Annotated in this window: 12 protein-coding genes; 1 reads left to right on the forward strand and 11 read right to left on the reverse strand. The window is 49.7% G+C overall.

Annotated elements, in window-relative coordinates; all coding sequences use genetic code 11:
- Positions 1-78: 78 nt before the first annotated feature.
- From ACOJUN_RS11895 to ACOJUN_RS11915, 5 genes are all read right to left on the reverse strand, one after another.
- Positions 79-1,254 (reverse strand): hypothetical protein, encoded by a 1,176-nt coding sequence (locus tag ACOJUN_RS11895; RefSeq protein ID WP_422136813.1) that lies wholly within the window; start codon positions 1,252-1,254, stop codon positions 79-81.
- A 180-nt stretch (positions 1,255-1,434) separates the two neighbouring features.
- Entirely contained in the window at positions 1,435-2,754 is a 1,320-nt protein-coding gene (locus tag ACOJUN_RS11900) for a TolC family outer membrane protein (protein WP_422136814.1), read from the reverse strand.
- Positions 2,755-2,797: 43 nt separating this feature from the next.
- Positions 2,798-4,123, reverse strand: coding sequence for an HlyD family type I secretion periplasmic adaptor subunit (locus ACOJUN_RS11905; RefSeq protein WP_422136815.1), 1,326 nt, complete (start codon positions 4,121-4,123; stop codon positions 2,798-2,800).
- Positions 4,120-6,303, reverse strand: a complete 2,184-nt coding sequence (locus ACOJUN_RS11910) for a type I secretion system permease/ATPase (protein ID WP_422136816.1) — start codon at positions 6,301-6,303, stop codon at positions 4,120-4,122. Before ACOJUN_RS11910 ends, ACOJUN_RS11905 begins: the two co-directional genes overlap by 4 nt.
- 68 nt (positions 6,304-6,371) lie before the next feature.
- Positions 6,372-16,736 carry a VCBS domain-containing protein gene (locus tag ACOJUN_RS11915; protein ID WP_422136817.1) on the reverse strand — a complete coding sequence of 3,455 codons (10,365 nt, stop codon included), beginning with the start codon at positions 16,734-16,736 and terminating at the stop codon, positions 6,372-6,374.
- A gap of 319 nt (positions 16,737-17,055) precedes the next feature.
- Here ACOJUN_RS11915 and ACOJUN_RS11920 point away from each other — a divergent pair, with 319 nt between their 5' ends.
- Positions 17,056-17,367, forward strand: coding sequence for a DUF1820 family protein (locus ACOJUN_RS11920; protein WP_317143534.1), 312 nt, complete (start codon positions 17,056-17,058; stop codon positions 17,365-17,367).
- A gap of 82 nt (positions 17,368-17,449) precedes the next feature.
- Here ACOJUN_RS11920 and ACOJUN_RS11925 read toward each other — a convergent pair whose 3' ends face one another.
- The 6 genes from ACOJUN_RS11925 to ACOJUN_RS11950 all read right to left on the reverse strand — a co-directional run bounded on the left by ACOJUN_RS11925 (position 17,450) and on the right by ACOJUN_RS11950 (position 23,861).
- On the reverse strand, positions 17,450-18,097 hold the full coding sequence (locus tag ACOJUN_RS11925) for a hypothetical protein (RefSeq protein WP_422136818.1): 648 nt from the start codon (positions 18,095-18,097) through the stop codon (positions 17,450-17,452).
- Between the two features lie 110 nt (positions 18,098-18,207).
- On the reverse strand, positions 18,208-19,503 hold the full coding sequence (gene hemL, locus ACOJUN_RS11930) for a glutamate-1-semialdehyde 2,1-aminomutase (protein ID WP_422136819.1): 1,296 nt from the start codon (positions 19,501-19,503) through the stop codon (positions 18,208-18,210).
- A gap of 13 nt (positions 19,504-19,516) precedes the next feature.
- Complete coding sequence (gene thiE / locus ACOJUN_RS11935; RefSeq protein ID WP_422136820.1) at positions 19,517-20,131, reverse strand: thiamine phosphate synthase; 615 nt, start codon at positions 20,129-20,131, stop codon at positions 19,517-19,519.
- 62 nt (positions 20,132-20,193) lie between these two features.
- The gene (gene radA, locus ACOJUN_RS11940; protein ID WP_422136821.1) at positions 20,194-21,567 is read right to left on the reverse strand and encodes a DNA repair protein RadA; all 1,374 of its coding nucleotides are present in this window, start codon (positions 21,565-21,567) and stop codon (positions 20,194-20,196) included.
- A gap of 188 nt (positions 21,568-21,755) precedes the next feature.
- Positions 21,756-22,817 (reverse strand): hypothetical protein, encoded by a 1,062-nt coding sequence (locus tag ACOJUN_RS11945; RefSeq protein WP_422136822.1) that lies wholly within the window; start codon positions 22,815-22,817, stop codon positions 21,756-21,758.
- 72 nt (positions 22,818-22,889) lie between these two features.
- Positions 22,890-23,861, reverse strand: a complete 972-nt coding sequence (locus ACOJUN_RS11950; RefSeq protein ID WP_422136823.1) for a hypothetical protein — start codon at positions 23,859-23,861, stop codon at positions 22,890-22,892.
- Positions 23,862-23,913 lie beyond the last annotated feature (52 nt).

A 23,913-nucleotide genomic window follows, 5' to 3' on the forward strand; every position in this document is an offset into this window, starting at 1 on the left:
TATAACGGCAGTCGACCCCGTAAGGTAGTGAGCAATATTTCTGACCCTCCATACAGAGACTACGTGATAACCATTCGGCTATAGTTCGTCTTTCAAGCCTGTTTTGGGGGTGTAGACAGGCATCAGTGTCATTTTTACAACCCCGGTTTTCATGACGACATAACTTTGCACGTCGGTTCTTTGCAGACGAACGGTATCCAGGAGATCATCGGCATTCATTCTGCCCAAGGCATCATAGAATTCGGTCTCTTCCGATGAGAAGCGATTATTGAGCGTATCGAGAGCACTCTTGATATGGCCTATTTCAGGATAACTGGCGCTGGCCAGCTGTATTCCAATGGCTACAGCCTTGCTGAGGATTTTGCCGATCAGTCTGAAGGGGATTTCCCAGTCATTTTCCATCAGAGTCAGCTGTACGGAGTCTGCATTCATCCAGATAATCAGTTCTGTTTTGCCTTTATTGACGCCTTTTTCTTTTGCCCAGGGGATTTCAATCGTATCCTCACGAATGGGCTGGTCGCCATTGTAGTAGGTCAGATGCATGTAGATTTCAGGCTTGGTGAAATACTCGCCGACCCGTTCCAGGTTGAGCTCCAGAAGATAATCACGTTCAGGCAGGCGCTCTGTGGCAGTGGTGTTGGGGTCGACAATGGGTTTCGTATGCGTTACCGGAGTACTGAGTCGGGCAGGGCGATGAACCAGCAGGATGACATCTTTATCCAGGTCATCGACATTCTTAGTGGTGAAGTCGCAGTGTTTATCCCGGCAGGATGAAGAGCTGGTGACTTCCGCTTTGCGGGGCTGATCCCGCTCCTTTGGTAACAGGAAGCCAATATAGGGGCTATCGGTGTCTTGTACCTTCCGGTAACGCAGTTTCATCAGCGACTCTTTGTTTCGCTTACCAAAGTGGAAACAGTCTGCCACCCTATCGAGTTCTTCTATCTGCTGACTAATATCTTCCTGAATGGTTTTGGGCACTTCCGGATAATTTTTTTGAATGATTTCAGGGATGCTTTGCAGGGCAAGATCCCCTGCTTCATCTAATTGCGAGGGGTTGGTGGCCTCTTTACGAATATGATCCAGGTGTTTCCAGGGTTTAAGGGTTTCGATGAAGCGCTGTTTCATATCAATCAATCTTTGCTGCTTCTCTTTCAGGCCAAGAGCGTCAATGTCGGAACACTCTTTGTCGGCAAAAGCAGGAGGGATAAAAAGAGACAGGAGTATCGGTATAAGCAGTGGGAGTCGTGTATTCATGAGGAGCCTTAGGAGATGTTAAGGAATGAACAGGCAAGATATTGGAAGGAAAGCGGAGCACATATTTTAATTAGATACGATTGTCGAATCTGTCAAATTCCGCTGTGGAATATCGGAATCAGTCGCTAACACCTGTTGTATTTCATCCCAAGTGAGCCCTGGGTGGTACACGCTCCTTGCTTATGGAGTCGTCTTCTTTGGCCCTTTTTGCAACAGTGGCCGTATAGTATTGATTCGCATTGCACCCAGGATATTGCTTATGCTCGCAAGAACACGGTATTGGGCATAAACGTACTGATAATCAGCAGCGAGGTATTGCTTGCGCGCTTCAAACAGCTCGTTCTGAGTATCAAGCAAATCCAATAACGTACGATGGCCAGCCTTAAATTGTGCCAGATATAACTCCGTACTCTCTCTGGATTGCTCTACATAATCGTGTAAATGGACGCGTGATTGCTTTAGTGTCACGAAAGCGTCCCAAGATGATTCTGCATTGGCCTGAACCTCGCGATACACCTTATTCGAACGCATCCGGGAGGCTTCCTCCCGATAGAGAGCCCGACGATAACGGGAGCTGCTTTGTCCCCCGGAGTAGAGGTTCCAGTTCATTTCTACAAGCAGTCGCGATTCATCTTCCCGACCATCAAAACCAGACACATTATCTTTCCAACTACGATCTGCAACTAAGTCAAAGCTGGGATAGTTTTCAGATTGAACACCTTTCACATCAGCTGTTGAAGCATTCACATCGAGTCTGCTGGCGATGAGTAGCTGATTATTCTGAAGTGCTAATTTAATGGCTCGATCCTGGCTTTCAGGTAAATAAGACTGATCGACCTCCGGACGGATAAAGTCACCGGGATAGTCACCAGTGAGTTGCTTGTATAAAGTTTCAGCATCAGCCAGGTTGTTACGGGCAGCTAGTATATTGGCTCTGACTCTGGCAATACGTCCTTTGATTTGCGTAAGATCAGATTTATCCGATATGCCTTGTCGCTTGCGTGCAGCGACCATATCGTAAGTTTCGAGATGTTGCTCCAGGTTTTCTTGCGACAAACGCAGTACCTCTTGAGCATTCATTACATGGGTATAAACCTGCGCCACCTGTAAAGCGAGTGATTCAGCTTGTGCCAGTGTCTGATGATAATGAGCCTGCATGTTGAAGTCAGCGCGCGAGTATTCACTGGTATTGGCAAAACCACGAAATAGCGGGATTGATAATTTCAGCCTGGCCTGCTTGCGAGTTTGATTGGTTTCTCCAACATTAGCTCTATCCTGATCTTCTCGCCCACTATCAGCTCTTAAATCAAGACTGGGTAGAAACCTTCCCTGGGCAATGTCGAGTTCAGCCTGCGATGCAAAGTAAGACTGTAAGGTTACAGCCATATCCGGGTTGGTCTGTATGGCATCATTAATCGTTTGCTCAAGGCTTTGTGCCCAATTCGTGTTGCACCAAAGCATACCAAGCACTGTTAGTGTGGTGCGTAATACAGGCTTCATTGTCATCAGCTCCAATATAAACACATAATCGCCACTGCAATTATCACTTTAAAGCTCTCAATAGTGGCTTCATGATGTACTGCAATACACTGCGTTCTGCCACGCTGATGTCGACAGTTGCCTGCATGCCAGGAATGACATTCAGGTGGCTGTAACCCTCGCCAAAGTAAGCTTTTTCGACTCTTACTTTTACGATGTAAAAACTATCGCCATGGGGGTCAGTAATGGAATCTGCGGAAATGGTCTGTACTCTGCCATCCAGCCCACCGTAAACAGCAAAATCAAACGCCGAAATTTTCACTTTTGCATGCTGGCCGTGCTGCACAAAACCAATATCTTTAGGCTTTATCTTAGCCTCAACCAATAGCTCATCATCTACTGGCACAATATCGATAAGCTCAGCCCCTGGTTTTGCGACACCACCAATGGTTGTGACATACAATTTTTGAATTACCCCATCAACCGGCGAATGCAGCTCGGTGTTTTGAACACTTGCCTCGTTGACGGTTTTTTTACCACGTGCAATACCGAGACGAGTTCGCACTTCGGATAGCTGTTCCTGAGCTTCCGCCCGGAAGCCCGACAGAGTACTGCCTTCTTCTTTCTCAAGACGCTGAATCTCTGCTTGCAGCTTTGGGATCTGGTTGTTTGTTTTATTAACCTCTGATTGTGCCTGACTGAGCCTTTGTTTAACGTCAATCACAACAGACTCAGATACTGCACCCATTTTAAGTAGAGGCTCGTTCATTTTGAGCTGCTGCTGGATCAAATCAACCTGTCGCTGCTGATCTTCCACCTGCTGTTGAGCTGAGACAAGTTCCTGGCGAGCCTTGCTTGTTTTCAGATGGATGTCATCAAGCTGCATATGAAGCTCATCCTGTCTCACCTTATAGAGCTTTAACTGTGTATCTATAAAAGTGTTATGGGTAGCAATTTGTTCAGGGGTAAATTCTGGGTGAGTACCAGCAACTTCTGCTGCAAGGCGCGTTTCTTTTGCAAGTAACGATGAAGTCTCCACGACCGACTGTGTCAATGACCCGCTCGCTACCGTTGGATCAAGTTCCATGAGCAGCTCACCCTGCATGACCGACTGCCCTTCAATGACGTGGATTGCTTTAATAGTACCGCCTTCGAGGTTTTGAATGACCTGTGTACGGCTAATGGGGGTCGCTTTGCCCTGGCCGCGAACGATTTCATTGATGTTGGCAAAATAGGCCCAAACCAGCAAAAACAACACCATCACAAATACTATCCAAAGCGTCACTCTGGCTGCAGACGGTGTTCGCATTAACTCACCTTGAGAGGCGTCAGTGATAAAATCGAGATCGGCCTGAGTGAATGCTTTGCCTTTTAACCGTGATAAACTCATACAGCCCTCATCCTGCCGGGAGATTGACTCGCAAGCTGATCAAGAATTTTTCGCTTTTGTCCTTTCATCAGTATCTCGCCATCATCCATAACCGCGATGGAATCAAGTAAACTCAATATGGCAAGCCGTTGTGTAAAAACAATGATGGTTTTATCAGGTGCCAGTCGATTCAGGCGCTGTATCAGTTTTCTTTCCGAGTCTTGATCAAGGGCACTGGTGGGCTCGTCAAAGATCAGAATTTTAGGATCCCGGAGCAAAGCGCGAGCAAGTGCCACACACTGTCGTTGACCTCCGGAGAGCATTCTCCCCTGCTCGCCGCACTCTCGGTTCAAGCCGTCCGGGTGCGTCCCGGTAAATTCGATGACGCCTGCCATCTCTGCGGCTTTAAGAATCTGCGCATCGGTAGCATAAGGTGTACCCGTGGCGATATTATCGCGTATCGTTCCAGAAAACAGGGTCGGCAGTTGCTCAACTGAGCCTATCATCTTGCGCAGGTCACTTGGATCAAGTTGACGAATATCAATACCGTCGAGCTTAATGACACCTTCGGTAGGCGTATAAAGTCCCATTAAGAGCCGAAGCAAAGTGGTTTTTCCGCAACCAATGCGACCAATTACCGCCAATCGACTTCCCGCAGGAATATTAATGGACACTCTTTTGATAACAGGAACAGTTTGCTCAGGAAAGGTTAACGAAACATTTTCAAGCTGATAATGACCGTCAGTAAGGTCGCACTGAAGGTACTGTTTTTCATCTTCCCGTTCGACAGGCATTGCCATAATACCGGCAATACCCTTGTAAGCTACTTTGGTTTGCCCCCATCGTGCGATTAAGCCTGCAACATGGGTCATTGGAGAAATTACACGCCCTGTTAACATACTGGCCGCAATCAACCCACCCATGGTCAGATCATGGTTTGCAATTTTATACACACCAACAATGAGTACGGCAACCGTCGACATTTGCTGGATAAAGCCAGACGTACTCGTACCAAAGGTTGAATAAAGCCGGGAGCGATTGCTCCAGTACGAAGCTTCGCCAATATTCTGTTCCCACTTTCGCTGATTTAACCCCTCCATTCGATTACTCTTAACGGTTTCCAGGCCATTAAGGGTTTCAATCAGCAACCCATTCTTTACCGAGGATGCACCATAGCTATGAGAGATAGCCTCATCAACTGGTCGACGGATCAACAGTGTAATGACCAAAATAATAAAAATTGAAACCATCGGGACAATAACGAGGTAGCCACTAAATATATAAATTGCGATCAGGAAAATAATGACAAAAGGTATATCAACCAATGTGCTAAGTGTTGCAGAGGTAATAAAATCCCGAATACTCTCAAATTCACTCACCATTCTGGCAAATGAACCCACTGACCTGGGTCGGTGTTCTAATTTCAAAGCCTGAACATGAGCAAAAATTCTGGATGAAAGAATGACATCCGACTTTCTCCCTGCAACATCCAGGAAAAAGGTCCGAATCAATTTAAGCAAAAGATCGAAGAAAAAAATAATGGCGACGCCAATTGAAAATGCCCACAAGGTATCAAAAGCTGAGTCAGGGACGACCCGGTCATAGATATTTCGGACATAAAAGGGGGTGGCGAGTACAAATAAACTAATAACAACAGAGGCAATGATCACATCACGATAAATTGGGAAAGACAGTCGCAAGGTGTCCCAAAACCAATGTTTGCCCGCCTCACCGGTTATCAGGCGGCGGCCTTTATCAAATTTATACTCACGCTTAATAAAAAAACAGAACCCTGTGTACAGCAGACGCAGCTCATCAAGGTGCATTTCAGCCTTGCCCAGACCTGCTTCCGGGCGAATAATTGTGGCTTCGTCAGCTGTAATGTCGAGCTTGGTCAGCACGCAGGCATTGCCATTGTGAAGCAACAAAATAGCTGGCAAGACTTCGGGAAGTATTGTGTCGAGTTCACGATTCAATAAGCGCGCAGACAAACTGGCTCGTTCAGCCGCCAGTGGTAACAGAGCAAGGGTGAGTTTATTCTCAATCAAAGGCAAGCCTGCACTTAAGGCAGTCGCCGTACTTGGTTTATCATACAACTTAGTCACGATAACCAGGCTATCGAGCAAGGCATCAAAGTGTGTCCGCTCGGGAGATCCTGTATCCCATCGATCAGTGGCTTCAGTGTTGCTCTGATCTGTCATCTATTCTCCCAAACATTGAGTTTTGGAACGGTTCTTGTCTGCGTTTGCACCGATTGTCAGTTGTGTCGTTAAATCGGTGGAAAGGAATTATCATCCGGCTTTGGTACCAGATTCTCTATGTGAAAGCTTGAACTCCCTGAGGTTGCATCATCGTGGGTAGTCTCTGTGTTACTGCTTGCCAAGGGTTTTTCATCAGTCGGCTGTGATGGTTCGCTTTTTAGCTCATTGGAAATGGTTTGTTCTCCAGCGTTCTCGCTTTGTTGTTCATTGAGATGTTGCTCAACCTGACGCCGTAAAGAGCCCTCGGCTTCATTTTCGGTAGCTGCTTCAAGAACGACCTCGGCACGTATGATCCGGGCATTGTTGATATCACCCTGAGTACGGGGTTGATTTTGATCACGCAGCGCCTCCAGATTGACTTGAGGTTCATTATCAGAAACGCTTACCTGTATAGGTCCTTCAGTTGCTTGTCTATCATGTTGAACGTTAATGTCGGCGCTTTCACTCCCCGGAGCCTGCTCATGGCTTGAAATCGGCGGTGCTGGTAAAGGCTGGGTCGGATCCATTATCAACGGCGCAGAATGTTCACTGACCGTATCACCTCCTGCACCGGAGGTTGTTACGACTAGCCGGATATTCATATTTTGCGCATTCCCACCTGGTAACAGTGCAGTCAAGTCGGTGGTTGTCCAGTTTTGAACATCGACATGTTCTGTCATTTGGGTAATTGTGTGAGCGTGACCATGGCCATCACTTAATACCGTTCCGACATTAAAACCTGTGAGTTCAATCTTGCTGATACGGTCTTGCGGATCAGCAGGTGGTGTTATCTTTGGGTGTAAATGCAATAGTGCAGAGCTATTGGGAGTAGCGATATCCGTATCGACTGATACCTTCTGTTCGGTCAATGCTCCGACCTGTGATAACTGATGATGACCTGTCACATCGACAAGCATGCCAGAATAGTCTGCCTGTATATCAAAAACCAGGCCTGCATTTTTTGATATTACTTTGCCCAGGGGAGAATGAGTCAGCAGAGTTTTGTCAACATCAACATTGGCAGCCATCGATACACTGAATATCTGACCATGATAGGCATCGTTAGGGTTAAATCCATGGTTTCCTGTGGCAGCAGGTCCCGACTCTTCTGCATAATGATCCTGGTCCTGGGCAAGAGCAAAAACGCCGTGCCCCGGGATCTGGTAGCCTGTTGCAATGTGGTCATGACTGTAAGCGCTCTGGCCATCGACAAGAACATCCAGGTGACCGGTCACTGAGTCCCATAATAATGAGTAGCGATGGCTATTTCCGTCAGTTGTATCAATGCCGGTAGCGTATTCATGGTGACCTATTCCAATGGTCAGGTTATCTGGTCTCCAGACATAAAACTCATTTGGATCTGCCGGGACGCCATAACTCAGAAACGTAGCGCCGTGATGAGCACTTGTGGCAACTTGCTGACTACCGATAATGTTAAACTCAACGGCCAACTTTGTAATAGGGTCTGGTGTATCAAGCTGGCCCTGGTTCAGAACCCCCCCGGTTCCCGCACTGCTAAAGGTCATAACTTTTTGCTCAGCGGAAAAACTTAAAGCAACTGATGCTGCATCAGTTACAGAGTTGGCCATGACCGAAACAGCTTGGGGAGGAGAGGTAACAGAGTGGGTGCCATCAGTCGTCGTTGCAGTGACGTATAACGGCATGGAGCCCTGATAATTCGTTGGAGGTGTTAAAGTCAACGATGAGACATCGCTCGCATTTACTACCCACCCACCGGAACCATCGCTATGACCTGATGAAAACTGAGTACCGGCTAAAAAACCTGTGAGGGTAATGCTTTCCAGGGTATCACCGTGTGATGCAATAACCAGGTTTAGTGCGATGGCCTTATCTTCATCTCCTGCAGGTGGGGCACTGGTTGAAATGGCAGCGGCATCAACAACACTCGAAACACTGATGTTGCCAGTTGCTATGGCTGAATCTGCCGTACCATCGTTAACGGTATAAGTAAAATGTACATCGCCGTTAAAATTGGCGGCAGGGGTGAATACCAAATTGGGGATAGCACCGGTCACTATATTTTGGCCGACAGTCACATCTGCACCATTTAACTGGAATTTGCCCTCATTGGCTGCAGGCAACCGGGTGATGGTGACATGATCCAAAACTGCACCCGCATCCACATCCTGAAAGCCAAAGTCACTGGCACTGAAGGTATAGGCTGTGTCTTCAGTACCACTTAGAGGAACTGTTGCAACCGTGGGTTCATCATTGCTACCCGTGATGGTGATATGAACGGTTTGAGTATTGCCATCACTGGCCGTAAATGTGTAAGAGTCTGCAGCCTGGCGCTTGCTGGCATCCGGAGCAGACGGGTTTAGTTCCTGCACCTTGCTCTGGTCAAGCAGATAGGTCCACAAGCCATTAACCATGGTGAAATGACCATAGGTTGTTGCAGTGGGCGACACATTGTGGAAAACCGGATTATCACCAGCATCAACATCACTAACAGTGAGCATGCCTCTGACATTAGTGATATCACCGATGTCACCTTCGGCAACAGTGGCAACAAGGTTTCCGGATATTATCGAAGGATGATCAATAGCAGCCAGATTCATTGAAGCCGTCTGGGTGACAGAGGATTGATGCTCGTCCTTGACCTCATAGCTAAATTGCACCGGGCCGTTGTAATTTACAGTCGGGATGAAGGTGTATGTGCCGTTATAATTATCAGTAATACGACCATGGTCTGCTGACAGCTTATGAATACTAAGCTGAGCACGGTGATCCACATCAGTGGCGTGAGCCAGAAGGTCAGAAGCCTTTATGATAACCACCTGATCCTCTGTACCCGGAGGCAACACTACTGTTGAAGAGAGTGCTGGTGCGTCATTGGTGCCGCTAACCGTCATCATCAAGGCTTTAGTGTCAGTAGCGCCACTACCGTCAGTCACCATGACCGGGATCACGATTCTTTGCGTATCGCCTTGAGCTAGACCATCGTAGGCCGGATCGGCCGGGTCGAAAGAATAGTTGCCATCGGCATTCAATGTAAACCCTGGCACTTTCATAGTGCTGGAGTAAGTTGCAGTGTCGCCCGTATCGATATCGGTGGAAGTAATGCTTCCCGTGGTCGGCTGGCTGTCACCTTCTATTGCAGAGGCGGGGGAAATGGCGTTCAGTACAGGGCCATCGTTAGAACCGTTAACGGTGATAACAATATTATGGGTTGTGCCATCCGCACTCTGAATCTCGATTGTGTCGGTCAGGCTGTTAGTGGTCGTTGCGCCAGCCCCCAGCGCCTGAACGTCGGCATGGGTCTCGTCCAGGTTATAAGCCCAATGACCATTAGCATCAAGATTTAAGTTGCCATGGGTTGCAGCGTAGTTACCTGCCTGGAAGTGATCCTGCCCTGCATCCTTATCGCTGATACTCAGATTACCAGTGACTTGTAATAAAGAATCCTCGGTGACGCTACCGGACTCTGCTCCAGCAATCACCGCAGCATCCGATTGACCATGCACAGTAATGACCAGATTCCGGGTATCAGTAGCTCCATGTTGATCCGTAGCCGTAATGGGGATAGTCACTGTTTTATCCTGACCGGCCGCAAGAGACTGGTAGGCAGCATGGCCCGGATCAAAAGTATATTGACCATCCCTGCTGAGCATGAAGCCATCAACCGGAGTAGCGATTGAATAAGCGACGGATGCATAGTTATCCGGATCTTTTGACGTGATCTGTCCGCTAAGTGGGCTGTCGTCTTCCGTCGCGCTTTGTGCCTGTATCTGATCAAGCACGGGGGCGTCGTTGGTGCCGCTAACCGTCATCATCAAGGCTTTAGTATCAGTAGCGCCACTTCCGTCAGCCACCGTGACCGGGATCACGATTCTTTGCGTATCGCCTTGAGCTAAACCATTGTAGGTCGGATCGGCTGGGTCGAAAGAATAGCTGCCATCGGTCTTCAGCGTGAACCCTGCCACTGTCGCTGTGGTGGAGTAAGTTGCAGTGTCACCCGTATCGACATCAGCGGAAGTAATGCTTCCCGTGGTCGGCTTGCTGTCACCTTCTATTGCGGAGGCGGCAGAAATGGCATTCAGTACCGGGCCATCGTTAGAACCGTTAATGGTGATAACAATATTATGTGTTGTGCCGTCAGCACTCTGAATCTGGATTGTATCTGTCAGGCTGTTGGTGGTCGTTGTGCCAGCCCCCAGCGCCTGTACATCGGCATGGGAATTATCCAGGTTGTAAGCCCAATGACCATTAGCATTAAGGTAAAGGTTGCCATGAGTCGCAGTGTAGTTAGCCGTCTGAAACTGATCCTCCCCGGCATCTTTATCGGTAATACTCAGGATACCAGTGACTTGTAATGAAGAATCCTCGGTGACGCTACCGGAGTCTGCTCCAGCAATCACCGCAGCATCCGGTTGACCATGTACAGTAATGACCAGATTCCGGGTATCAGTGGCTCCATGTTGATCCGTAGCCGTAATGGGGATAGTCAGCGTTTTATCCTGACCGGCCGCAATGGACTGGTACGCGGCATGGCCCGGATCAAAAGTATATTGACCATCCCTGCTGAGCGTGAAGCCATCAACCGGAGTAGCGACTGAATAAGCGACGGATGCATGGTTATCCGGGTCCTGTGAAGTGACTTGTCCGCTCACTTGACTGCCATCTTCCGTCGCGTTTTGTGCCTGTATCTGATCAAGCACAGGGGCGTCGTTGGTACCGCTAACCGTCATCACCAAGGCTTTAGTATCAGTAACGCCAAGACCGTCGGTCACCGTGACCGGGATCACGATTTTTTGTGTATCGCCCTGAGCTAAACCATCGTAGGCCGGATCGGCTGGGTCGAAAGAGTAGGTGCCATCGGCATTCAGTGTAAACCCTGGCACCGTCATAGTGGTGGAGCAAGTTGCAGTGTCGCCTGTATCGACATCAGTGGAAGTAATGCTTCCCGTAGTCAGCTGGCTGTCACCTTCTGTTGCAGAGGCGGCGGAAATGGCATTCAGTACCGGGCCATCGTTAGAACCGTTAATAGTGATAACAATATCATGTGTTGTGCCGTCAGCACTCTGAATCGGGATACTATCGGTCAGGCTGTTGGCGGTCGTTGTGCCAGCCCCCAACGCCTGAACGTCGGCATGGGTGTTATCCAGGTTGTAAGCCCAGTGACCATTGCCATCAAGATGTAGTGTGCCATGGGTTGCTGTGTAGTTACCCGCCTGGAAGTAATCCTGCCCTGCATCGTTATCGGTAATACTCAGGATGCCAGTGACTTGTAATGAAGAATCCTCGGTGACACTACCGGAGTCTGCTCCGGCAATCACCGCAGCATTGGATTGACCGTGTACGATAATGACCAGGTTCCGGGTATCGCTGGCCCCGTGTTGATCCGTAACCGTAATGGGGATAGCCAGCGTTTGATCCTGACCGGCCGCAAGTGACTGGTAGGCAGCATGGCCCGGATCAAAAGTATATTGACCATCCCTGCTGAGCATGAAGCCATCAACCGGAGTAGTGATTGAATAAACGACGGATGCATGGCTATCCGGGTCTTGTGAAGTGATCTGTCCGTTAAGTTGACTGCCGTTTTCGGTCGCGCTTTGTGCCTGTATCTGATCAAGTACAGGGGCGTCGTTGGTACCGCTAAGCGTCATCACCAAGGCTTTAGTATCAGTAGCGCCACCGCCGTCGGTCACCGTGACGGGGATCACGATTCTTTGTGTATCGCCTTGAGCTAGACCATCGTAGGCCGGATCGGCTGGGTCGAAAGAGTAGGTGCCATTGGCATTCAGTGTAAACCCTGCCACCGTCGTAGTGGTTGAGTAAGTTGCAGTGTCGCCCGCATCGAAATCGGCGGAAGTAATGCTTCCCCCAGTCAGCTGGCTGTCACCTTCTGTTGCAGAGGCGGCGGAAATGGCATTCAGAACCGGGCCATCGTTAGAGCCGTTAATGGTGATAACAATATTATGGGTTGTGCCATCCGCACTCTGAATCTGAATGGTATCGGTCAGGCTGTTGGTGGTTGTTGCGCCAGCCCCCAGCGCCTGAACGTTGGCGTGGGTGTTATCCAGGCTGTAAGCCCAGTGACCATTGGCATCAAGATGTAAGTTGCCATGGGTTGCTGTGTAGTTACCTGCCTGGAAGTGATCCTGCCCTGCATCCTTATCGGTGATACTCAGGCTACCAGTGACTTGTAGGGAAGAATCCTCGGTGACGCTACCGGCGTCTGCTCCGGCAATCACCGCAGCGTCCGATTGACCGTGCACAGTAATGACCAGATTCCGGGTATCAGTGGCTCCATGTTGATCCGAAGCCGTAATGGGGATAGTCACCGTTTTATCCTGACCGGCCGCAAGGGACTGGTAGGCAGCATGTCCCGGATCAAAAGTATATTGACCGTCCCTGTTAAGCGTGAAGCCATCAACCGGAGTAGCGATTGAATAAGCGACGGATGCATGGTTATCCGGGTCTTGAGAAGTGATCTGCCCGCCAAGCTGGTTGCCATCTTCTGTCGCGCTTTGCGCCTGTATCTGATTAAGTACGGGGGCATCGTTGGTACCGCTAACCGTCATCACCAAGGCTTTAGTATCAGTAGCGCCACTACCGTCAGTCACCGTGACGGGGATCACGATTCTTTGCGCATCGCCCTGAGCTAAACCATCGTAGGCCGGATCGGTTGGGTCGAAAGAATAGGTGCCACCGGCATTCAATGTAAACCCTGCCAGCGCCGCAGTGGTGGAGTAGGTTGCAGTGTCGCCCGTATCGACATCAGCGGAAGTAATGCTTCCCGTGGTCGGCTGGCTGTCACCTTCTGCTGCAAAGGCGGCAGAAATGGCATTCAGTATCGGGCCATCGTTAGAGCCGTTAATGGTGATAACAACATTATGGGTTGTGCCATCCGCGCTCTGAATCTGAATGGTATCGGTCAGGCTGTTGGTGGTCGTTGCGCCAGCGCCCAGCGCCTGAACGTCGGCGTGGGTGTTATCCAGGTTGTAAGCCCAGTGACCATTAGCATTAAGGTTCAAGGTGCCATGGGTTGCTTTATAGTTACCTGTCTGGAAGTGATCCTGCCCTGCATCCTTATCGGTGATACTCAGATTACCAGTGACTTGTAATGAAGAATCCTCGGTGACGCTACCGGAGTCTGTTCCAGCAATCACCGCAGCATCCGATTGACCATGTATGGTAATCACCAGATTCCGGGTATCTTTGGCCCCATGTTGATCCGTAGCCGTAACGGGGATAGTCAACGTTTTATCCTGACCGGCCGCAAGGGACTGGTAGGCATCATGGCCCGGATCAAAAGTATATTGACCATCGCTGCCGAGCATGAAGCCATCAACCGGAGTAGCGATTGAATAAGCGACGGATGCATGGTTATCCGGGTCTTGTGAAGTGACTTGCGCGCTAAGCTGGCTACCATCTTCCGAAGCGCTTTGCGCCTGTATTTGATCAAGCACGGGGGCGTCGTTGGTGCCGCTAACGGTTATTACCAGGGCTTTAGTATCTGTAGCGGCACTTCCGTCAGTCACCGTGACCGGGATCACGATTGTTTGCGTATCGCCTTGAGCCAGACCATTGTAGGTCGGATCGGCTGGGTCGAAAGAATAGGTGCCATCGGCCTTCAGCATGAACCCTGCCACTGTCGCTGTGGTGGAGTAAGTTGCAGTGTCACCCGTATCAACATCGGCGGAAGTAATGCTTCCCGTGGTCGGCTGGCTGCCACCCTCTGTTGCAGAGGCGGCGGAAATGGCATTCAGTACCGGGCCATCGTTAGAACCGTTAATGGTGATAACAATATTATGGGTTGTGCCATCAGCACTCTGAATCTGAATCCTGTCGGTCAGGCTGTTGGTGGTCGTGGTGCCGACCCCCAGCGCCTGAACGTCGGCATGGGCGTTATCCAGATTGTAAGCCCACTGACCATTAGCATTAAGGTTCAAGTTGCCATGGGTTGCTTTGTAGTTACCCGTCTGGAAGTGATCCTGCCCTGCATCCTTATCGGTAATACTCAGGCTACCAGTGACTTGTAACGAAGAATCCTCGGTGACGCTACCGGAGTCAGCTCCAGCAATCACCGCAGCATCCGATTGACCATGGACACTAATGACCAGATTCCGGGTATCGGTGGCTCCGTGTTGATCCGAAGCCATAATGGGGATAGTTACCGTTTGATCCTGACCGGCCGCAAGAGACTGGTACGCAGGATGGCCTGGATCAAAAGTATATTGACCATCCCTGTTAAGCGAGAAGCCATCAACCGGAGTAGCGGTTGAATAAGCGACGGATGCATGGTTATCCGGGTCCTGTGAAGTGACCTGCCCGTTAAGTTGGCTGCCATCTTCCGTCGCGCTTTGTGCCTGTATCTGATCAAGCACGGGGGCGTCGTTGGTACCGCTAACCGTGATCACCAGGGCTTTAGTATCAGCAACGCCACTACCGTCAGTCACCGTGACCGGGATCACGATTGTTTGCGTATCGCCCTGAGCTAAACCATCGTAGGCCGGATCGGCCGGGTCGAAAGAATAGGTGCCATCGGCCTTCAGCGTGAACCCTGCCGCTGTTGCTGTAGTGGAGTAAGTTGCAGTGTCGCCCGTATCGACATCGGCGGAAGTAATGCTTCCCGTGGTCGGCTGGCTGTCACCTTCTGTTGCAGAGGCAGCGGAAATGGCATTCAGTACCGGGCCATCGTTAGAACCCTTAATGGTGATAACAATATCATGCGTTGTGCCATCTGCACTCTGAATCTGGACTGTATCGGTCAGGCTGTTGGTGGTCGTTGTTCCAGCCCCCAACGCTTGAACGTCGGCATGGGTGTTGTCCAGATTGTAAGTCCAGTGACCATTAGTATTAAGGTGCAAGGTGCCATGGGTTGCTGTGTAGATACCTGCCTGGAAGTGATCCTGCCCTGCATCCTTATCGGTGATACTCAGGCTACCAGTGACTTGTAATGAAGAGTCCTCGGTGACACTACCGGAGTCTGCTCCAGCAATCACCGCAGCATTGGATTGACCGTGTACGGTAATGACCAGATTCCGGGTATCGGTGGCTCCGTGTTGATCCGTAACCGTGATGGGGATAGTCAGCGTTTTATTCTGACCGGCAACAAGGGGCTGATAGGCGGTATGGCCTGGGTCAAAGGCATACTGACCATCTCTGCTGAGCGTGAAGCCATCGACCGGAGTGGCGATTGAATAAGCGACGGATGCATGGTTATCCGGGTCTTGTGAAGTGATCTGTCCGCTAAGTTGGTTGCCATCTTTCTTTACACTTTGCGCCTGTATCTGATCAAGCACGGGGGCGTCGTTGGTGCCGCTAATTGTCATCAACAGAGCTTTTGTATCAGAAGCGCCGCTAGCGTCAGTCACCGTGACCGGGATGACGATTTTCTCCGAATCGCCCTGAGCCAAGCTGTTGTAAGCCGGATCGGTTGGGTCGAAAGAATAGGAGCCATCGGCATTCAGTGCGAACCCTGCTACTGTCATCGTGGTAGAGAAGGTTGCAGTGTCGCCAGTATCGACATCGGTAGAGGTAATGCTGCCAGTGGTCGGTTGACTGACACCTTCAACTGAATGGCCTGCATGTCCACCATTTACGACTGGCAAGTCATTAGAGCCTTGAACTTCAACAGTAAACGCGCGGGAGAAATCAACACCGTTTGTATTTAGAGCATGTACGACAAAATGCTCAGATACACGCTGTCCATCATGCAGCCCCTGAACATCAGATGCACTGTTATCCAGCGTGTAGCCCCACGCACCACTTTCCTCAATGGTCAGAACACCATATTTACCCTGATAAACTTGCGCGGGGAAAGTGCCCTCCCCATTTTTTAAATCCAATTGTCCATAAGCACTGATCTGCGAATCTTCGATCACTTGACCAGCAAAACTGCCGACAATTGTCAGAGGTAAATTACTCGAAGCAGCATTTTCGGATAATGCTGGTGACCTTCCTGCTATCTGTGGAGCAACGGTCCCGTTTCGTGAATTTAAAAAAGATTTTTCATTAAATAGCGAAACTGAGCCAGAGTCTGTATTTAAATCGCCGGTGTAGTCTCGTGCAGATTGATCATTAGCGGAAGCTTGTCCTTTCGAAACCTCCACTTCAAGGTTAACGCGCTCCACAATAGCTGCTGCCTTATGATGCCCGTCTTCAAACTCTATAACATGCATAACCCGACGGTCATTATGCTCTCTGGCTGTTTCAGTCGCTTGCAGTGTTTCATCTGAACCACTGTCAGGCAAACTATTGGCTGAGTGGACACTGTTTATTGCAGAATTAGCAGCATTATTCTGCAAGATGTCAGCCACAGGTTGAAGGTCTTTCACTAAAACAGAGATCGGGGATCCTGATTCTTCCTGAAGAACCACATGATGCTCATCGGGACTTGAAATTATCGTGCTCTCAGAAATCAGCATGCCCGATTCAAGGGACTCAAGCTCACCAGAGTTAGCTAGATAGAAAACCGGGCCCGAAATTTGCGACACTGTAAACATATCGAATACAAACCATGTTCCATAACCAGCCCACAGTGAAATATAGTTTAGATATCGAAAAATTACTAAAGTCCAATAAACCCCCGTTTTCATTAGCTCATGGTCGCCCAGTCTGTGCTATGCTAGCCGCCTTTAGTATTACATGCCCGAAATGACCATAGGCGTTAGAACCAGTCCCTAATCTCCTTTGGAAATGAATGTTTTTCATTAAAGTTTCCGGCGTCACAGGTGTTTGGAGTCAATGTCGAAATCTCAGATTTTTCGCGTTATTTTTCAGAATGAGTCTGAAGTCTTTGAAGTGTATGCTCGACAGATTTTCCAGAGCGAGCTCTGGGGATTTATTGAAGTAGAGGAATTTGCTTTTGGTGAGCGTAGCCAGTTGCTGGTCGATCCCAGTGAAGAGAAACTAAAGAGCACTTTCGAAGGTGTTAAGCGGAGTTATATTCCTTTGTCGTCTATTATTCGTATTGACGAAGTTGAAAAAGAAGGGGCAGCCAAGGTTTCTGAAGCAAAAGGCAATAACGTCAAACTGTTTCCAATGCCTCCGGCATGAGCCTTCGGGTTTGAGCCCTGATCGCGCATTTGTTTGCCGGTCGCCTGCTGCTGGCAGTGCAGCAGGAAAGGGGAGGGTTCGTTTATTCCTGATTGATGTCTGCTTGTTCGAAAGGCCGGTTCTGGTTTTTCAATAGCATGAACAAACCGGTTGCCATCAGCAGGCTTCCCAGGGCAAGCATGTAGCGGAATAGGTTAAGCCTCAGGTATCCGCCCAGGGTGCCCTGATTGCCAATGACCAGGCCGCCAATAAAAAAGCTGATGAACGCAATGAGCAGTAAGCCTTTGGGTCCGGGCTCTACCTGTGCTCTGACGACACTGTAGAGGGCTATGAGCAGGCTGACAGCCAACAGGGCGTCCCTGTAGAGTGTTTCAACCCCGTACCAGCGGCTTATTTCGTAAGCCAGACAGAGTCCGATGATCATCCTTCCCCAGGCCGGCTTGCTCCACACCCTGTTAGACAGAAGCAGGGCAATGGCTGTACCAACTAATGGTGGCGAAAGGTAAGTAGCGGCGTTATTCAGAAAGAGATAGACACCGGTCCAGATCTCTGAAAAGCCATACTTCAGGGTGCCCGCTGCCGACGCCAGAGCAACTAGCAGGAAGCCCAGGAGGGCCCCCTTGGTAGCCGTTCTGTGAATCTCGGCAAATGCCTGTTGCTGGCAGAGCAGGAAAACAGCAAAGGTGCTGGCAGCTGCCAGCACCGCATCCGAAAGAGCCAGTGAACTCATAGTGAATACAGCCGTGAGGTAAGAAAACTATTTTGCGTCATTCTCATGTATGAATCCGGTGAGCATGGAAAACGACGCAGTAAAATATTTTTCACGGTCAATTGATTACCTTATCGACAGTGAAGAAAAGCACGATCCGCAGCCTCTATGGTTTTCTGAATCTCCAGATCACCATGAGCTTCGGATATAAATCCGGCTTCGAATGCGGAGGGAGCCAGATAGACTCCCTCATCCAGCATGGCGTGGAAGAAGCGACCATAGAAGGTTCCATCGCAGGCCATTACCTGATTAAAGCGGTCGACGCGAGGCTGGTCAGTGAAAAATAAACCAAACATACCACCCACTTGAGAGGTTTGCAGGGGAATACCATGTTGTGAGGCTTTCTCCTTGAAGCCTGCCAGTAACTTCGCTGCTTTTTCGGTAAGTTCTGCGTGGAAGCCGGGACGGCTCAGGTTTCTCAGTGTCGCCAGCCCTGCGGCCATAGCCAACGGGTTACCAGACAGGGTACCAGCCTGATAAACCGGTCCCAGTGGAGCCAGGTGCTCCATGACCTCTTTTCGGCCACCAAAAGCACCCACTGGCAGACCGCCACCTATGATTTTACCCAGTGTCGTCAGATCTGGTTTTACGCCATAGTGAGCCTGTGCTCCACCCAGGGCAACACGGAATCCGGTCATGACTTCATCAAAGATTAGCAGGGCGCCGTACTCACTACATACTTCTCTGAGACCTTCAAGGAAACCTTTGACCGGGGGAATGCAGTTCATGTTACCGGCCACTGGTTCGACGATGATACAGGCCACTTCGCTGCCTGTTTCTGCAAAAGCCTGTTTAACAGAGTCAATGTCGTTGTACGTCAGTGTAATAGTGCTTTCTGCCAGAGCTTGAGGAACTCCCGGAGAACTTGGCACTCCCAGAGTCAGTGCGCCAGAGCCAGCCTTTACCAGCAGTGAGTCAGAATGGCCATGGTAGTTGCCTTCAAACTTGACAATTTTGTCACGGCCGGTAAAGCCCCTGGCCAGACGAATAGCACTCATGGTGGCTTCGGTGCCCGAGCTCACCATTCTGAGCAGTTCCATGGAGGGAAAAATTTCACGGACTTTCAGAGCCAGCTCGGTTTCCAGGGTTGTGGGCGCACCAAAGCTCATTCCATCCAGAGCCTGATCGCGAACGGCGCTGACAACATCCGGATGGTTATGTCCGAGAATCATCGGACCCCAGGAACCCACATAATCAATCAGGCTGTTGCCATCGACATCTTGAATATAGGCACCTTTGGCACTTTTGAAGAAGACTGGCTTGCCACCGACACCCTTGAACGCTCTGACCGGTGAGTTGACTCCCCCCGGGATGACAGCCTGGGCTTCAGTAAACAGAGTGCTAGAGCGTTCATGGGGAAGGGACATGATCTATTCCTGATTAAAACAATTCAGTAAAACTGCGGGCACGACTCTGAATATCTGTGGAAGCAAATAAATTATGAACCACTGCCACCATATCAGCACCCACTTCTATGAGCTGCGGGGCATTATCCACAGTAATTCCTCCAATAGCTACAACAGGGACTTCAAAGGTCTCCCGGGCAGAAGGCAGAAGTGACGGCTCGGCAGGCTTGGCGTCAGGCTTGGTATGTGAGGGGAAAAAACGTCCAAAGGCAATGTAATCGGCACCCTCCTCAACAGCCTTGTGGGCCAGATCGAGAGATCCTTCACAGCTGATACCAATAATAGCGTATTCCCCGAGCCTTTTTCGGGCGGATTTTATGGATTCATCCTGTTGTCCCAGGTGCACGCCGTCTGCTTCCGATTCTGCAGCCAGTTCAATGTCATCATTGATGATCAAAAGGGCCCCGTAAGTGTGGCAGAGCACCCTCAGAGTACTGGCCTGACGGAACCTCTTTTCATGATCCAGACTTTTGTCTCGGTACTGAAGTACTTTCATGCCGCCCATCAAAGCCTGTTCAACCGCTTCCAGTAGAATACGATCGTCGGGGAGAAGCTGGCTGTCGGTTACACCGTAGAGACCTTTGAGCATTTTCTAACCTGATTTCAAACATTTCGCCGGATTATAACAGGATGAGTGTCGACCCGGATAATTCAGATAGCCTCCAGTGCCTCGGACAGTTTGTGAACACCGACAACAGTTAATCCTTCAATGGGTTTTCTGGGCTTGTTTGCTGCCGGAACAATGGCTCTTCTGAAACCATGTTTGGCCGCTTCAATCAGGCGCTCCTGACCATTGGCAACGGGCCTGATTTCACCCGCAAGGCCCACTTCCCCAAAGGCAAAAAGGTCTTGGGGCAGAGCACTGTCGCGCAGGCTGGAAACGACTGCCAGCAAACCGGCCAGATCGGCGCTGGTTTCTGTGACTTTCACGCCCCCTACCACGTTGAGAAAGACATCCTGATCGCTGGTAAAAATACCCCCGTGTCGAGTCAGTATCGCCAGCAGCATGGCCAGCCTGTTTTGATCCAGTCCCACTGTTACACGTCTTGGGTTGCCTAGCTGCGAGTCTACGACCAGTGCCTGAATTTCCACCAGAAGAGGGCGGGTGCCTTCCCACAAAACATTGATAATGCTGCCTGAGGTGGGCTCAGATGCCCGGGACAGGAAAATGGCTGAAGGATTTTTGACTTCTTTCATGCCCCTTTCCGTCATGGCAAAGATGCCCAGCTCATTCACCTGACCAAATCGGTTCTTGGTTGCCCGCATAACCCTGAAGCGTGAATCATCAGTATTTCCAAGCATGATCTGGGTATCAATAATATGGGACAGGGTCATGGGGCCTGCCAGAGAATTATCTTTGGTCACATGGCCCACCAACAATAAGACAGTGCCTGTCTGTTTGGCAAAACGGGTGAGAAAGGCAGCGGACTCCCTGACCTGGGCAACGCCTCCGGGAGCCGCATCCACACCGTTCATATACATGACCTGGATAGAGTCGATAACAATAACCCCTGGCTTCTCCTGTTCGGCCACAGCGACAATATTTTCGGCTGAGGTTTCTGCCAGCATCTTCAGGCGATCAGCAGGCAGGTCGAGGCGTTTGGCCCGGGCTGCAATCTGTTGCAGTGATTCCTCACCGGAGACATAAAGGGCATTCATGCTCTGGGCAACATGACACAGGACCTGAAGCAGGATGGTACTCTTGCCAGCCCCCGGATGGCCGCCAATCAGGACAGCACTGCCTTTGACAAAACCACCGCCGAGAACCCGATCAAACTCTGACGTGCCACTGCTGAACCTGGGCGCTTCAGCAACATCCACCTCACTCAGGGTCTGAAGACCACTGAGGGTGCCTGCAAAGCCTGATTTATTGACGGCACCAATAGAGGGGGAAGCCGCAGGTCCCAGGTTGACCTCTTTGAACGTATTCCAGGCTTTACAGTCTGGACATTGCCCCTGCCACTTGGAGGACTCGCTGCCGCACTCGGTGCAGACATAGGCTTTTCTGGATTTTGCTTTGGCCATTAGAAGGTTTCAGATAAAACTGTATGGTAGCCTGTCCTTGTGTCAGCTCCAACTTAAAGCGCCATCTCTTTGTTGCGAGTCTGAAGCCTTTTTCGCACAGGGCTCACAGCCATGACAGCAAAAGTCGTATGTGCAATCAGTCAGTTTTTTAGAATCCTGTTTACTTCGAGCTTCAGGGCTGCTCCCTGTCATGGCCCGGGTGCTGGGGGGTGGTATCTTGCTATGTGAGTCCTCAGGGCCGCATAATTACTGAAGACTATCCCACATTGCCGCAGGCCGTCATTCTCGTCGATTAAGATCATGTTGCAAGCTATTGGACCACGTACTCTCGAATGGATATCGAAAGAGGCCGTTTGTGAGGAGCTGACACCCCGGGACTCGTCATAAGGCTCCGGCAAGTGCTGCTGTGCCCCATCGCGTACTACAAAATCTGGTGAGTTTGCTAATGAAGACAGGCCTACTCTGCAATACGGGCAGATTTCCGGAGTTGTCTGAAATATATTTTGTAAACAATGTTTGTCAATTTTCTGTGAACAGCAGGGCGTAAGAATCGCATTGGTAAACATTTCAAAGCATATAGGGCAATCGGCACTTGCTTCAGGTAGCTTTCTGCTCTCAGCTGGTGGTCGTAATCGACAAACGCCTTTACAAGAGTCGACGTAACAATCTAAACCGTAAGTGTGCTGCTGTTGTTCGGGGTCTCCATTACCGTCGCGGTGGCAAGAGAGAAGCCTGGCAAAAGAGCCTATAAGACGGTTGATTGTTCCTGAGGCCTGCTGACCAGATGATGCTGATGTCTGGCTTTGCTGGCCACTTTCTGTTTGACCCTGTCCCGGAAGGACCATAGTGGTGATCGCAAACGGATGATCCTGACTTGCCTGCGGTTGATCCAGCGGATTAAACAGAGGTGAATCCGGGTTCCCATAGCTTTTCAAAAGCATTCCGACAGCAACAAGCGCTTCTAATGGTATCCATGAATAAAGTCTGGCGCTCAAAGAGGTGTCACTGGTGTTCAGGAGCAGTTTGTTAGCCGCCAGCAGATGAGTGGCAGAAATCAGCTCCCACGATATCGATTCAATAAAAGAGGTTGTTTCAACGTAACTGTTGAGTTTTATAGAAACGCTCCCTTTTGGAACGCCTCCATTCTGTTCAAACTCGGCAATAAAATAGCTTTTCGACGGTTCGGCGGAACATATAACAGAAACCGACATTAACAATAACAGCAGTGCCGCTGAAAATGGGTTTTTCAAAGGTTTAACCTGACAGCTATTTTGTGTCTTTGAGAATGTGGAGGCTAGACCAGAAACTCATCAGGGGTATATTTATTCGAGATACCCGATCAGGTCTCTAACATACTTGTAGACTCTTTGACATGGCCCATCCTCGCCAACTATTGGCAAGTCTCCGTTAACAGAACCTGTTAAGTCCTGCGGTGCCTCTGCGCTTGCTATAAAACCTAGTGATCGTAATACTGATAACGTGCCTGCTGTGCAAAATGGGCAGTGTCCCGACTCCGACCATACCAAAGCATCCAGTAGACAACATGTCTCGACTCTTTTCGAACAACAGGGAGTCACAAGTACATCATCTCTAAACATTTGATGGCATATAGGGCACTCCCCATCTGCTTCACTTGGAGAAAAATCCGGTGATTGAGCTAGAAAAGACAAATCTTCTCTGCAATATGGGCAGGTGTTCCCAGTTTTCTCAAATGCCTCTTGCAAGCAGTGTTTGTCAATTTTCTGTGAACAACAAGGAGTAAGAATCGTATTGGTAAACGTTTCACAGCATATAGGGCATTCGTCACTTGCTTCAGGTGACATACTGCTAGCAGCGGGTGATCGAAATCGACAAACGCCATTACAGGAATCGACGTAACACTCTAAACCGAAAGTATGTTGGGGTTGTTCAGGGTTCCCGTTACCGTCGCGGCGGCAAGTCTGGAGCTGGGCGAAACAGTTTTTAAGGTGGGTGGTTGTTACTGAGGCCTGCTGATTGGATGATGCTGATGCCTGGCTTTGCTGGTCATTTTTTTGTTGACCCAGTCCGGGAAGTACCATAGTAGTGATGGCAAACGGATGATCCTGACTGGCCTCCAGTTGATCCGTCGGGTTGAACAGCAATGAATTGGAGTTCCAATCACTTTTCAAAAGCATGCCGACGGCGACAAACGCTTCTACCGGTATCCATGAATAAGGTTTGGCGCTCAGGGCATTGTTGTAAGGTTCGGCGTAACAGATAACAGACAACGACATCAGCAAGAACAGCAATGCCGCAGAAAATGGTTTTCTCAAGGGGTCATCCTTAATATCTATTTCGTATTTTTTGAAATAGAGAGGCTAGATC

The organism is Endozoicomonas sp. ALD040, from assembly GCF_049275945.1.
Taxonomy (GTDB): Bacteria; Pseudomonadota; Gammaproteobacteria; order Pseudomonadales; family Endozoicomonadaceae; genus Endozoicomonas_A.

Bases quoted from the DNA above. Each gene is read 5' to 3' on its own strand.
- ACOJUN_RS11895 (WP_422136813.1), bottom strand. From the start codon at position 1,254: ATGAATACACGACTCCCACTGCTTATACCGATACTCCTGTCTCTTTTT.
- ACOJUN_RS11900 (WP_422136814.1), bottom strand. From the start codon at position 2,754: ATGAAGCCTGTATTACGCACCACACTAACAGTGCTTGGTATGCTTTGG.
- ACOJUN_RS11905 (WP_422136815.1), bottom strand. From the start codon at position 4,123: ATGAGTTTATCACGGTTAAAAGGCAAAGCATTCACTCAGGCCGATCTC.
- ACOJUN_RS11910 (WP_422136816.1), bottom strand. From the start codon at position 6,303: ATGACAGATCAGAGCAACACTGAAGCCACTGATCGATGGGATACAGGA.
- ACOJUN_RS11915 (WP_422136817.1), bottom strand. From the start codon at position 16,736: ATGCTGATTTCTGAGAGCACGATAATTTCAAGTCCCGATGAGCATCAT.
- ACOJUN_RS11920 (WP_317143534.1), top strand. From the start codon at position 17,056: ATGTCGAAATCTCAGATTTTTCGCGTTATTTTTCAGAATGAGTCTGAA.
- ACOJUN_RS11925 (WP_422136818.1), bottom strand. From the start codon at position 18,097: ATGAGTTCACTGGCTCTTTCGGATGCGGTGCTGGCAGCTGCCAGCACC.
- hemL (WP_422136819.1), bottom strand. From the start codon at position 19,503: ATGTCCCTTCCCCATGAACGCTCTAGCACTCTGTTTACTGAAGCCCAG.
- thiE (WP_422136820.1), bottom strand. From the start codon at position 20,131: ATGCTCAAAGGTCTCTACGGTGTAACCGACAGCCAGCTTCTCCCCGAC.
- radA (WP_422136821.1), bottom strand. From the start codon at position 21,567: ATGGCCAAAGCAAAATCCAGAAAAGCCTATGTCTGCACCGAGTGCGGC.